The organism is Ideonella benzenivorans (assembly GCF_020387415.1).
Taxonomy (GTDB): Bacteria; Pseudomonadota; Gammaproteobacteria; order Burkholderiales; family Burkholderiaceae_C; genus Ideonella; species Ideonella benzenivorans.
In genome coordinates, this window is the sequence record NZ_JAGWCB010000012.1 from 689,086 (window position 1) to 702,241 (window position 13,156).

Genomic DNA, 13,156 nt, shown 5'->3' on the forward strand with positions numbered 1-13,156 from the left:
TTCTTGTCGTGGGAAACGCAGTGAATCACTTTCTCCGTCGGTTCACCATCCGCCTGCGCCTGACCGCCGGTCTGGGCGCGCTGGGCATCCTGATGCTGGCCGTCGTGCTCTGGTCGCTCTGGACGATCCGCAGCGTGCGGGTCCAGGGGGACGAACTGATGGCCCAGCAGCTGCACAGCGTCGATCTGGCACACGGCGTGCTGTTCTCGATGGAACGGCTGCAGCGGCTGGAGCAGGCCACGATGCTCAACGGCAGCAACACCGTCAGCGCCGACGAGTTCTTCCAGCAGTGGAAGAAGACGGTGGCCACGCTGCGCAGCGACCTCAAGCCGATGGCCGGCGAGGCCGGGCTGGCCGAGGGCATCAAGGGCTTCGAGGCCCATGTGACCGCGCTGCAGGATGTGCTGCAGCAGGTGGTGGACGCCAAGATCGACGCCAGCGCGGCCTATGCCTACGCCGGCCAGGCCCAGGGCGACCTGGACACGGCCCAGAAGGCGATCGACACCTGGGTCCAGCGCTCGCGCGGCCAGGCCGACGCCGCCCGCGAGGCCGCCAAGACCCGCACCCAGGTGCAGATGGGCGCCAGCCTCGGTCTGCTGGTGGTGGTGCTGGGCGTGGTGGGCGTGATGATGGTGCTGACCCTGCGCTCCATCGTCGGCCCGCTGGCCCAGGCCAGCGAGGCGGCCCGCCGCATCGCCGCCGGTGACCTGAGCGGCGAGCTGCCGCGCGAAGGCCGCGACGAGGTGGCCAACTTCTTTGCCGCCCTGAGCGACATGCAGCAGGCCCTGCGCCGGCTGGTGGGCCAGGTGCGCCACAGTGCCGACAGCATCCTGACCGCCAGCAGCGAGGTCGCCAACGGCAACCTGGACCTGAGCCAGCGCACCGAGCACACCGCCAGCAACCTGCAGGAGACCGCGGCCTCGATGGAGACCCTGACCGGCACCGTGCACCACAGCGCCGAATCAGCCCAGCAGGCCAGCCAGCTGGCCCAGACCGCCACCCAGGTGGCCGAACGCGGCGGCAGCCTGGTGCACCAGGTGGTGGCCACGATGGAGGACATCAACCAGTCCTCGACCAAGATCGCCGACATCACCGGCGTGATCGATGGCATCGCCTTCCAGACCAACATCCTGGCCCTGAACGCGGCGGTGGAAGCCGCCCGCGCCGGGGAGCAGGGCCGCGGCTTCGCGGTGGTGGCCGGCGAGGTGCGCAGCCTGGCGCAGCGCAGCGCCGAGGCCGCGCGCGAAATCAAGAGCCTGATCGGCAGCTCGGTGGACCGGATCGAGAACGGCACCCGCCAGGCCCGTGACGCTGGCCAGACCATGACCGAGATCGTGACCTCGGTGCAGCACGTCAGCCGCATCATCGACGAGATCAGCGCCTCGACCCGGCTGCAGAGCACCGGCATCGGCGAGCTGGGCTCGGCCGTCAACGAGCTCGACCAGATGACCCAGCAGAACGCCGCCCTGGTGGAACAGTCCGCCGCCGCGGCCGACAGCCTCAAGCAACAGGCCCACCAACTCTCCGGGGTGGTGGCCACCTTCCGCCTGGAACAGGGTTTGACCTGAGAGAAATTCCCTACATTCCCGCCCCCGCCAACCGATAAACCGACCAAGCGCGTTGCGCGCGCCCCTACCGGCACGAAGCCAAGGACAGCCACCATGGACATGATCACCGACGTTGCCCAAGCCGCCCGTCAGGAAACCGCCCGCACCCTGCAGGGGGCCCAGGCCCGCGCCGCCGCCAGTGCCGGCACGACCACGGCCGGCCACGGCGAATACCTGACCTTCCGCCTGGGCGGTGAGGAGTACGGCATCGACATCCTGCGCGTGCAGGAAATCCGCTCCTACGAAGCGCCCACCCGCATCGCCAACTCGCCCGACTTCCTGAAGGGCGTGGTCAACCTGCGCGGCGTGATCGTCCCGATCATCGACCTGCGGGTGAAGCTGGGCTGTGAGACCGCCGAGTTCAATGCCTTCACCGTGGTGATCGTGCTGAACATCAAGGGCCGCGTGGTCGGCGCGGTGGTGGACTCGGTGTCCGACGTGCTGGAACTGGGCGGCGACACCATCAAGCCCGCTCCGGCCATGAACGCCAATGTCGACATGTCCTTCATCACCGGCATTGCCAACGTCGGCGACCGCATGCTGATCCTGATGGACATCCAGGCGCTGATGAGCTCGGCCGACATGGGCCTGATCGAAGACAGCCTGGTCTGATCCCCGGGGCCCCCACCGGGCCCCGCCTCATTCCGCAGCCCGGCGCAGCGTCTCCATGACCGGCCGGCGCAGCACCTCGCGCAGGCCCCACCAGCCGGCGGCCAGCGCCAGCGCCGCGCCCGCCACCATGCCGAGCAACAGCACGGCGGGCGATGGCGCCCAGGCAAAGTCGAACACGAAGCGCGCCAGCGCCCAGCCGACGGCCACCGCGCCCAGGGTGGCCAGGCCCCCGGCCAGCGCCCCCAGGCCCAGCAGCTCCGCCGCCTGCACCCGCCGCAGCAGGCGGCCACTGGCGCCACAGGCGCGCATCACCGCGAACTCATGCGCACGCGCCTCGCGCGTCGCCCCCAGCGCCGCGAACAGCACCGCCAGCCCGGCGGCCACGCTGAAGGCGAACAGGTATTCCACCGCGCGGATCACCTCGTCCACCACCTGCTGCACCTGGGCCAGCGCGGCGGACACATCCACCGCCGTGATGTTCGGAAAGCGCTGCGTCATCGCGTTGTCGAAACCCGGCTGGGCGGGCGCCCGGAAGGCGGCGATGTAGGTGGCCGGCAGCTCCGGCATCTCGGCCTGCGGGAACATCACGAAGAAGTTGGCCCGCATCGAGCCCCAGTCCACCTTGCGCAGGCTGGTCACCCGCCCCTCGACGGTCTGGCCGCTGATGTCGAAGCGCATCCGGTCGCCCAGCTTCAGGCCCAGCTTCTCGGCCAGCCCCACCTCCACGCTCAGGCCGTCCTTCGCGCCCGCCTGCCAGCGGCCGGCCGCCAACAGGTTGTGGGCCGGCATCGTGCCGGCGTGGCTCAGGTTGAACTCCCGCTCCACCAGGCGGCGGGCCTCGTCGTTGGCCGCGTAGCGCGGCCCCACCTCGGCACCGTTGATGGTCAGCAGCCGGCCCCGGATCATCGGGTACCAGTCGTAGCCGGTCACGCCCGCTCGCCCCAGCATCGCCCGGAAGTCGGCCGCCTGGTCGGGCTGGATGTTGATCACGAAGCGGTTGGGCGCGTCTGGCGGCGTGGTCTGGCGCCAGCTGGCAATCAGGTCGGTGCGCAACAGCACCAGCAGCGCCAGCGCCATCAGGCCCACCGACAGGGCCGACACCTGCAGCATTGTGAAACCCGGCCGCGCCGCCACCTGGCGGGTGGCGATGACCAACCAGTCCGGCGCCCCGGCCCCCGGCACCAGCCGCCCCAGCAACCGCACCGCCACCCAGGACAGCCCGGCGAACAGCGCCAGCGCCGCCGCAAAGCCGCCCACCGCGATGAAACCCAGCGTCAGGTCACGGGCCACCACCACCAGCAGGGCGCCAAAGGCCAGGGCCGCCGCCGCCAGCACCCCGGCCGAAGCCGGGCGGATGCTGCCCATCTCGCGCCGCAGCACCCGCAGCGGCGGCACCTTGGCCAGCTGCAGCACCGGCGGCACGCCAAAGCCCAGCAGCAGCGTGAAGCCTACCCCGAAGCCCAGCAGCACCGGCCAGCCGGTGGCCGGTGGCAGCGTGGCGGGGATCAGCTCGGCCAGCAGGCGCACGAACAGCAGGTGCAGCCCGGCCCCCAGCGCCACGCCGGTCGCGCTGGCGAGCAGGCCCAACACCGCGAACTCCCCCAGGTAGGTGCCGGCAATGCGGCCTTGCGACAGCCCCAGCACCCGCAGCATGGCGCAATCGTCCAGGTGGCGCTGGGCAAAGTCACGGGCCGCGATCGCCACCGCCACCGCCGACAGCAGCGCCGCCAGCAGGGCCACCAGGTTCAGAAATTTGTCGGCGCGGTCCAGCGTCTGGCGCATCTCGGGGCGGCCGTTCTCCAGCGTGTCCAGGCGCACGCCGCGCCGGTCCTCGGCCTTCAGCACGCTGCGCACCCAGTCCGCGTAACGCGCCAGCGCCTGTGCCTGCCCGGGCGCGGCCGTCACCATCAGCCGGTAGGTGACCCGGCTGGCGGGCTGGATCAGGCTGGTGGCCGGCAGGTCTTCCTCCCGCAGCATCACCCGCGGCGCGAAGGACAGAAAACCCGTGCCGCGGTCCGGCTCGGTCACGATCAACCCGCCAATGCGCAGGCGCGCATCGCCCAGCCACAGGTCCTGCCCCACCCGCAGGCCCAGCGTCTCGGTGACGGCGGCATCCACCCACACCTGGCCGCGCGCGGGCGCCCCGCCGGCATGGGCCACGCCCTGCGGGCTGTCCTGCAGGCGCAGCGCACCACGCAATGGGTAGTTGGCGCTGACGGCCTTGACCGACACCAGGCGGCTGGCACCGCCCTGGGCGTCGTCGGCCCGCGCCATGCTGGGAAACACCGCGTTGCGGCCCACGCTCAAGCCGGCCCGGCGGGCCGTCTCGGCCAAGGCCGGCGGCAGCGGTTGGTCGGCGCGCACCACCAGGTCGCCCCCCAGCAGCTGGGCCGCGTCCCGGCGCAGCCCCCCTTGCAGGCGGTCGGCAAAGAAACCCACCGCCGTCAGTGCGGCCACCGCCAGCACCACGGCCACCCCCACCAGCCGCAATTCACCCGCCCGGAAGTCCAGCCACAGCTGGCGCCAGGCCAGGCGCCACAGGCCGGGCGCATGGGATTCGTCGGGGGCGGCCGCCGGGGCCGCAGCAATGTCATCCAAAGGCATGACGGGCACGGTACACGATTCGCATGAAGCCCGTCGCCACGGCCAGCAGGGCCTGAAACTTGCATATGCTTGCGCTTGCCCCCCCCGCGGCCGGGCGACCCCGCTCCGAACCGGAGCACAATCGCCCGCAGCCTGGGACCGGCCCGCCGTGCTGCGCAGACCTGCCTGCCGGCGGTGGACGGCCCCACCCCGACGGCACAACTGTCCTGGAGATCTCTGCATGACCGTGAACCGCCCGACCCTGCGGTCGGCCCTGGCCCTGGCGGCCCTGATCGCATGCGGCACCGCCGCCAGCGCCAAGACCCTCGTCTACTGTGCCGAGGGCTCACCCGAGAACTTCACCCCGGCCCTCAACACCACCGGCACCAGCTTCGACGCGGCCCGGCCGGTGTACGACCGCCTGACCCAGTTCGCCCGCGGCACCACCAAGGTCGAGCCCGGCCTGGCCGAGAGCTGGACCGTGTCGCCCGACAGCAAGGTGTTCACCTTCAAGCTGCGCAAAGGCGTCAAGTTCCACAGCGGCGTCAATGGCTTCACGCCGACACGGGACTTCAACGCCGACGATGTGCTCTGGAGCTTCGATCGGCAGTGGAAGCCCGATCACCCCTACGCCAAGGTGTCCGGCGGCAAGTACGACTACTTCGCCGACATGGGGCTGAAGGACGACCTGGTGTCGGTCGAGAAGCTCGACCCCTACACGGTTCGGCTCACCCTCAAGCAGCCCAACGTGACGATGCTGGCCAACCTGGCGATGGACTTCGCCGCCATCCATTCGGCCGAGTACGCCGATTACCTGGCCAAGGGCAACCGCAAGGAGCAGTTCGACCAAATCCCGGTGGGCACCGGCCCGTTCCAGTTCGTGGCCTACCAGAAGGACGCGGTCATCCGCTACAAGGCCAACCCCGGCTACTGGGGTGAGAAGGCCAAGGTCGACAGCCTGGTCTACGCCATCACCACCGACGCGACCGCGCGCTATTCCAAGCTGAAGGCGGGCGAATGCCACATCAGCGCCTTCCCCCGTCCGGCCGACCTGCCCGAGATGCAGAAGGACCCGACGCTCAAGGTCATCAGCCTGCCTGGCCTGAACGTGGCCTACTGGGCCTTCAACACCCAGAAGCCGCCGCTGGACAAGAAGGACGTGCGCCTGGCGCTGACGCTGGCCATCGACAAGGCGGCCATCCTGAAGGACGTCTACATGGGCGCGGGCACCGCGGCGAAGAACCTGATCCCGCCGACGATGGCGGCCTTCGACGACGCCATCAAGGACTACGCCCATGACCCGGCCAAGGCCAAGGCCCTGCTGGCCAAGGCCGGCGTGAAGACGCCGCTGGCCATCGACCTCTGGTACATGCCGGTGCAGCGGCCCTACAACCCCAACGCCAAGCGCATGGCCGAGATGATGCAGGCCGACCTGGCCAAGATCGGCGTGCAGGCCAAGCTGGTCACCTACGAATGGGGCGAGTACCGCAAGCGCCTGCAGCAAGGCGAGCACATGACCGGCATGCTGGGCTGGAACGGTGACAACGGCGACCCGGACAACTTCTTCTTCCTGCACGGCTGCGACGCCGCCCGTCCGGGCGGTCAGAACCTCTCGAAGTGGTGCAACAAGGCCTTCGATGCCAAGCTGACCCGGGCCCGCACCCTGACCGACACCAAGGCCCGCACCAAGCTCTACAAGGAGATGCAGGTCATCGAACACGACGAGGTGCCGGACTTCAAGATCGCCCACTCGGTGGTCTATGAGGTGCTGCGCAAGGACGTCGTCGGCTACAAGCAGAGCCCGTTCAATTCGCACCAGTTCAACGGTGTCGAGTTGAAGTGAGTTCGGGGCTGCGCCTGCGGCCCTCTCCCTGACGCCCCGGCCGTGCGCCGGGGTCGGTTCATTTCCCCTTTCCATTTCTCGGCAGTCACACCATGAACCTCCGTCTCCGCCGCCTGGCCGGTGGCGCCTTGCTGGGCCTGAGCCTGGGCGCGTCCGCACTGCTCTCGGCCTGCCAGCCCGCCGTGCCCTCCACCATCAAGATCGGCGTGGCCCAACCGCTCACCGGCCCGCTGAAGGCCCTGGGGCAGGACATGGTGGAAGGCGCCCGCATGGCCGCCGACGACCTGAACAAGGAAGGCTTCAAGGTCGACGGCAAGGTGGTCCAGTTCGAGATCATCCAGGCCGACGACCAGTCCGACCCGGCCACCGGCAAGAAGGTGGCCCAGCAGCTGATCGACCAGGGCGTGGTGGCGGTGATCGGCGACCTGAACTCCGGCGTCAGCATGGCCGCCGCGCCGGTCTATGCCGCCAAGATGATGCCGCAGCTGGCCATTTCGACCCAGCCCGAATACACCCAGATGGGCCTGCCCACCACCTTCCGCCTGGTGGCCAACGACGCGCTGCAATCCAAGGCCATGGGCCTGTTTGCGGCCCAGCTGCCCGGCGGCCCGCATGCCTATGCGGTGGTGGACGACAGCACCCCCTACGGCAAGGGCCTGGCCCAGTCGGCACTGGCCCAGCTCAAGGCCCGCCAGCGCGACGTGGTGCTGCAGTTCTCCACCGACGCCAAGACCACCGAGTTCGGTGAGCTGGTGGCCCAGCTCAAGGCCAAGAAGGCCGATGTGCTGGTCAGCACGCTGGCCGACTTCCAGGTCGTGGCCCTGGCCGACCAACTGATCGCCGCGGGCATGAAGATGAGCATCGTGGGCGGCGACACCATCAAGACCGAGGGCACGCTCAAGATCAACCCCGCGGTGGGCCATGTGTATGCCACCTCGCCCATCGTCGGGGCGGACGAGTTCCTGGGGGGCAAGGCCTTCCTCAAGCGCTACCGCGAGAAGACCCACCACGACCCGATCTATGGTGGCCACTATGCCTACGACGCCGTCTACGTGCTGGCCGCCGCCATCCGCCAGGCCAGGAGTGTGGACGGCGCCAAGCTGGTGGCCGCGCTCAAGACGGTGGACCCGCTGGCCCCGGTGACCAGCAGCATGCGCTTTGCCGACAACGGCGAACAGCGCTACGGCGTGGTCAGCGTCTACGAGGTCAACAACGGTGGCTGGTTCCTGCTAACCCGCAGCGACAACTGGTGACGTGATGTGGCGCTTCCTCTGGCGTCGGCTGGCGCTCACCATCCCCACCTTCTTCGCGCTGATGTTCGTCACCTTCGTGGCGATCCGGCTGGTGCCGGGCGACCCGGTGGAAGTGCGGGTGGGCGAGCGGGGCATCAGTGCCGAACGGCTGGCCTACTTCCGCCATGAGCTGGGGCTGGACCAGCCCATCTGGAAGCAGTTCCTCGACTATGTGTGGGCGCTGCTGCACGGCGACTTCGGCACCTCGCTGTCCACCAACCAGAAGGTGCTGACCGAGTTCGCCACGCTGTTCCCGGCCACGCTGGAGCTGAGCCTGTTCGCCATGCTGTTCGCGGTGCTGATCGGCCTGCCGGCCGGCGCGATGGCCGCGGCCAAGCGCGGCAGCTTCTACGACCAGGCGCTGATGGGCCTGTCGGTGACGGGTTACTCCATGCCCATCTTCTGGTGGGGCCTGCTGCTGATCATGTACGTGGGCGAGCGCTGGGGCCTGACCCCGGTGTCCGGCCGCATCGACCTGATCAACTTCTACTTCGAGCCGGTGACCGGTTTCATGGTGATCGACGCCTGGCTTTCGGGCCAGCCCGGCGCCGTGTGGGATGCCCTGCACCACCTGATCCTGCCGGGCGTGGTGCTGGGCACCATCCCACTGGCGGTCATCGCCCGCATGACCCGCTCGGCCATGCTGGAGGTGCTGTCGGAAGACTATGTTCGCACCGCCCGCGCCAAGGGCCTGCCGGCCTGGCGGGTGGTGGGCCTGCACGCGCTGCGCAACGCCCTGATCCCGGTGGTCACCGTCATCGGCCTGCAGGTGGGTGCGCTGATGGCCGGCGCGGTGCTGACCGAAACCATCTTCTCCTGGCCCGGCATCGGCAAGTGGTTGATCGAATCGATCTCCCGGCGCGACTACCCCGCCCTGCAAGGCGGGGTGATGCTGGTCTCCGGTGTGGTCATCCTCGTCAACCTGCTGGTCGACCTGACCTATGGCTTCATCAACCCCCGCATCCGCCATGCGTGACACCCATCCCCTGGCGGACTTCTGGGCCGCCTTCCGCGAGAACCGTGGCGCCGTGCTCGGCCTGGCCGTGGTGCTGACCGTGGTGTTGCTGGCAATCTTCGCCCCGCTGATCGCCCCCTACCACCCGGACGCCCAGTTCCGCGACGCGGTCCGCGCCACACCGTTCTGGGAGCCCAACGGCAGCACCCGCTTCCTGCTGGGCACCGACAGCCTGGGCCGCGACCTGCTCACGCGGCTGATCTACGGCGCCCGCGTCTCGCTGTTCATCGGCCTGTCGGTGATGGGCTTTTCCTTCGTCATCGGCGTGCTGCTGGGCCTGGCCTGCGTCAGCTTCGGCCCGGTGGTGGACACCCTGATCACCCGCGCGATGGATCTGATCATGGCGGTGCCCAGCCTGGTGCTGGCCATCCTGGTGGTGGCGGTGCTGGGCCCCAGTCTGACCAACACCATCGTCGCCGTCACCATCGTCTACCTGCCGCGCTATGTGCGCCTCTTGCGCGCCTCGGCCCAGGCCGAGCTGGGCAAGGACTACGTGACCGCGGCCCGCGTGGGTGGTGTGGGCAAGGCCCGGCTGATGTTCCGCACCGTGCTGCCCAACTGCCTGGCTCCGCTGATCGTGCAGGCCGCGCTGGGCGTGTCCGACGCCATTCTCGAGGCCGCCGCCCTGGGCTTTCTGGGCCTGGGCGCGCAGCCGCCCACCGCCGAGTGGGGCACCATGCTGGCCGACGCCCGCGAGTTCATCCGTTCCGAGCCCTGGCTGGTCACCCTGCCCGGCCTGGCCATCCTGATCACCGTGGTCTCCATCAACCTGGCCGGCGACGGCCTGCGCGATGCCCTGGACCCCAAGATGCGCAAGACATGAGCACGCCCCTGCTGGACATCCGCGGGCTGTCGGTCAGCTTCGCCACCCGCCACGGGCCCTTCCGGGCCGTGGACGGCGTGGACCTGAGCGTCGCCCCCAACGAGCTGCTGGCCATCGTCGGCGAATCCGGCTCGGGCAAGTCGGTGGCCATGCTGGCCATCATGGGCCTCTTGCCCTGGACGGCCACCGTCACCGCCGAGCGCATGGTCTTCGACGGCCAGGATCTGCTCACCCTGACGCCCCGCCAGCGCCGAGCCCTGATCGGCAAGGACGTGGCCATGGTGTTCCAGGAGCCGATGAGCTCGCTCAACCCCTGCTTCACCGTGGGCTGGCAGATTGGCGAGGCCCTGGCCCAGCACACCCCGCTGGGCCGGCGCGAACGCCAGGCCCGCGTCATCGAACTGTTGGAGCAGGTCGGCATCCCCGACCCGGTGCGGCGCGCCCGCGCCTTTCCGCACCAGCTCTCGGGCGGCATGTGCCAGCGGGTGATGATCGCCATGGCCCTGGCCTGCAAGCCGCGCCTGTTGATCGCCGACGAGCCCACCACCGCGTTGGACGTCACCATCCAGGCCCAGATCATGGACCTGCTGCAGACCCTGAGGCGCGACACCGGCATGGCCCTGGTGCTGATCACCCACGACCTGGGCGTGGTGGCCGAGGCCGCCGACCGGGTGATGGTGCAGTACGCCGGCCGCGTGGTGGAGACCCAGCCCGCCGCCACCCTCTTCACCCACCCGCACCACCCCTACACCCACGCCCTGCTGGCCGCCCTGCCCGAGCGTGCCACCGGCGCGCGGCTGGAGGCCATCGACGGCGTGGTGCCCGGCCAGAGCGACCGGCCCGCTGGCTGCCTGTTCGCCCCACGCTGCCGCTGGGCCACGGCCCACTGCCATGCTGCCAAGCCCGTGCCGGCCGATGCCGCGCTGGGCCGCGCGCTGTGCCACACCCCGCTGGACGATGCGGGCCAGCCCATCGCGCTGAACCTGGAGAACGCCGCATGAGCGCCGCTGCTGAAACCGCCGCGCCGGTCCTGGAGGCCCGCGAGCTGCAGCGCCTCTACCCCGTGGCGCGCGGCCTGTTCAAGCCGCCGGCCACCGTGCATGCGCTCGACGGCGTGAGCTTCTCCCTGCAGGCCGGCCGCACGCTGGCGGTGGTGGGCGAATCGGGCTGCGGCAAGTCCACGCTGGCCAAGCTGCTGACCATGATCGAGACGCCCACCGCCGGTCAACTGCTGATCGACGGGCTGGACGTGGCCCAGGCCAATGCCGAACAGCGCCGTGCCCTGCGCCGCCAGGTGCAGATCGTCTTCCAGAACCCCTATGGCTCGCTCAATCCGCGCCAGACCATCGGCCGCACGCTGATGGAGCCGCTGGAGGCCAACCAGGTGGGCAGCCCGGCCGAGCGCGAGGCCGCGGCCCGCGCCATGCTGGCCCGCGTGGGCTTGCGCGAAGAGGCCTTCGGCCGCTACCCGCACATGTTCTCCGGCGGCCAGCGCCAGCGCGTGGCCATCGCCCGTGCGCTGATGCTGCAGCCGAGCGTGCTGGTGCTGGACGAACCCGTCTCCGCGCTGGACGTCTCGATCCGCGCCCAGGTGCTGAACCTGTTGGCCGACCTGCAGCGCGAACTGGGCGTGGCCTACCTCTTCATCTCGCACGACCTGGGCGTGGTGCGCCACGTGGCCGACGAGGTCATGGTGATGTACCTGGGCCGCTGCGTGGAACGCGGCCCGCGCGACGCCGTCTTCGGCCACCCGCGCCACCCCTACACCCAGGCCCTGCTCTCGGCCACGCCCACGGTGGACCCGGCCCAGCGCCGCACCCGCATCATCCTGCAGGGCGAACTGCCCTCGCCCATCGCCCGCCCCAGCGGCTGTGGCTTCCGCACCCGCTGCCCGCTGGCCTTTGAGCGCTGTGCGGTGGAGGGGCCGGTGCTGGAAGGTGGCGAAGAGGGGCAGACCGAGGCTGCGTGCTGGGCAGACTCTCTTCGGTGAGCCACCGCTGATCGAATTCGAAACGGGTGAACTGAGCCCCGTGAGGTCTGCGAAAAACGCCGACCACTTTCGGCCAGGAGCGGCCATAGCTCAACGTCTGCTGGAAGCAAGCCCGGACATCGACTGGCCGTCGGCATCCACAACTTGACGGAGTCGCACACACTTTGTTTCGATGCGCCATTTGTCGCTCTGTTACGCAGTGATACCGTGCGAAGAGGCCATCGAAAATTCAACAGAGACAGCCACTTGGCGCGGGTTCAATCGGGGATGTTCAGGAGCATCCCGGTTGCTAGTGGCGCAAAGTGGGGTCGATAGCTGGTTGGGCGTCATGACTCACTCCCGTAACGTTGCGCCACATGGTTGGTATGTTGCGTCGTACCTGCTGAGATTCATTGAGCTTGCCGAAGAAGGGAACGACGACCCAGAGAAGCGATTTGTCACTTGGGAAAACACCATCCTGGTCAAGGCCCGCAGCATGAACGAAGCCTACGAGAAGGCCGTGAAGGTGGCCATGAAGGAAACTGAACCCTATAAGGGTGGACCAGACGGCGTAGACGTTCGGTGCGTATTTGAAGGCATCACAGATCTTCTCCCAATCTACGAAGAGCTTGCCGATGGAGCGGAAATCATGTGGGCGAAACATGCTCCGCGGAAACTTCGCAACATTCGCCAGCGTGCAAGGACGAAAGATGAACTTCAGCAGTAGTGGTCCGCTGACGCCCAACCCGGCAGTCGAGCGGACCTGCGCGAAAGACCGCGCAGGCCGCTCACTTCTACGTTCGGCCTCACGACACCATCTCTATTTCAGTCTCATAGGTAAAAAGCTATGACCACTTTCTTTGCACCTAGCACCTATGAAAATCCGTTGACGGCTGGCGGCCGCGCACGAACCGTTGCGGCATTTCATCTGGCTCAAGGCAATGTCGATACTCTAACCAATGCCGATATGCGCCGAGATATACTGAATGTACTGATGAGTCCACGCGCTGTCGGATATTGGTTGAACGACAAGAAATGGCTAGAACTCGTGCGTAAAGTAGGCCGTGTCAAAATTGTGAGACTAACGGACGCAGGGCTTCGCACGTGCGCTAATAGCATCGCTGGTGGAAGCGAAGTTCCGACTACACCCGAGTTGGTGCAAACTCGCCGTATTCAAATGCTTCAGGGTAGTCATGGGCACACGCCCAAGTCCTTTGCACCGCTTGCAGAGTGAGGCCGAACCCATCATTCCACCGGACCTTACGCATAATGCCGCGCAAGGCCTGGCGTTCTCAAATCCGAAGTGCAACACCTTGCCCCTCCGGTAAGGTGTGAAGATGAAGATGAGATACAGGCAGCTGCAAGCTGAAGACCGCGTGACGCTGGCGGCGCTGCGCCAGCAGGGCTACAGC

General features: G+C 68.4%; 11 protein-coding genes. 10 read left to right on the forward strand and 1 reads right to left on the reverse strand.

Going from position 1 to position 13,156, the window contains the following annotated elements; genetic code table 11:
- Nucleotides 1-20 precede the first annotated feature (20 nt).
- The gene (locus KGA65_RS15960) at nucleotides 21-1,568 is read left to right on the forward strand and encodes a methyl-accepting chemotaxis protein (RefSeq protein ID WP_310740978.1); all 1,548 of its coding nucleotides are present in this window, start codon (nucleotides 21-23) and stop codon (nucleotides 1,566-1,568) included.
- 93 nt (nucleotides 1,569-1,661) lie between these two features.
- Nucleotides 1,662-2,219, forward strand: a complete 558-nt coding sequence (locus KGA65_RS15965) for a chemotaxis protein CheW (protein WP_225864094.1) — start codon at nucleotides 1,662-1,664, stop codon at nucleotides 2,217-2,219.
- Between the two features lie 27 nt (nucleotides 2,220-2,246).
- Here the strand turns inward: KGA65_RS15965 and KGA65_RS15970 are convergent, their stop codons facing one another.
- The gene (locus KGA65_RS15970; protein ID WP_225864095.1) at nucleotides 2,247-4,823 is read right to left on the reverse strand and encodes an ABC transporter permease; all 2,577 of its coding nucleotides are present in this window, start codon (nucleotides 4,821-4,823) and stop codon (nucleotides 2,247-2,249) included.
- 220 nt (nucleotides 4,824-5,043) lie between these two features.
- On the opposite strand from KGA65_RS15970, the gene KGA65_RS15975 reads away from it, so the two are divergent.
- From KGA65_RS15975 to KGA65_RS16010, 8 genes are all read left to right on the forward strand, one after another.
- Complete coding sequence (locus KGA65_RS15975) at nucleotides 5,044-6,645, forward strand: ABC transporter substrate-binding protein (RefSeq protein ID WP_225864096.1); 1,602 nt, start codon at nucleotides 5,044-5,046, stop codon at nucleotides 6,643-6,645.
- A 92-nt stretch (nucleotides 6,646-6,737) separates the two neighbouring features.
- Complete coding sequence (locus KGA65_RS15980; protein ID WP_225864097.1) at nucleotides 6,738-7,898, forward strand: branched-chain amino acid ABC transporter substrate-binding protein; 1,161 nt, start codon at nucleotides 6,738-6,740, stop codon at nucleotides 7,896-7,898.
- 4 nt (nucleotides 7,899-7,902) lie between these two features.
- The gene (locus KGA65_RS15985; protein WP_225864098.1) at nucleotides 7,903-8,913 is read left to right on the forward strand and encodes an ABC transporter permease subunit; all 1,011 of its coding nucleotides are present in this window, start codon (nucleotides 7,903-7,905) and stop codon (nucleotides 8,911-8,913) included.
- Nucleotides 8,906-9,775 (forward strand): ABC transporter permease subunit, encoded by an 870-nt coding sequence (locus tag KGA65_RS15990; protein WP_225864099.1) that lies wholly within the window; start codon nucleotides 8,906-8,908, stop codon nucleotides 9,773-9,775. Before KGA65_RS15985 ends, KGA65_RS15990 begins: the two co-directional genes overlap by 8 nt.
- The gene (locus tag KGA65_RS15995; RefSeq protein ID WP_225864100.1) at nucleotides 9,772-10,776 is read left to right on the forward strand and encodes an ABC transporter ATP-binding protein; all 1,005 of its coding nucleotides are present in this window, start codon (nucleotides 9,772-9,774) and stop codon (nucleotides 10,774-10,776) included. The genes KGA65_RS15990 and KGA65_RS15995 overlap by 4 nt, the downstream gene beginning before the upstream one ends.
- Nucleotides 10,773-11,765 (forward strand): ABC transporter ATP-binding protein, encoded by a 993-nt coding sequence (locus KGA65_RS16000; protein WP_225864101.1) that lies wholly within the window; start codon nucleotides 10,773-10,775, stop codon nucleotides 11,763-11,765. The genes KGA65_RS15995 and KGA65_RS16000 overlap by 4 nt, the downstream gene beginning before the upstream one ends.
- A gap of 328 nt (nucleotides 11,766-12,093) precedes the next feature.
- Complete coding sequence (locus KGA65_RS16005) at nucleotides 12,094-12,471, forward strand: DUF4288 domain-containing protein (RefSeq protein WP_225864102.1); 378 nt, start codon at nucleotides 12,094-12,096, stop codon at nucleotides 12,469-12,471.
- Nucleotides 12,472-12,591: 120 nt separating this feature from the next.
- Nucleotides 12,592-12,978, forward strand: a complete 387-nt coding sequence (locus tag KGA65_RS16010; RefSeq protein ID WP_225864103.1) for a hypothetical protein — start codon at nucleotides 12,592-12,594, stop codon at nucleotides 12,976-12,978.
- The last annotated feature ends 178 nt before the right edge of the window (nucleotides 12,979-13,156 follow it).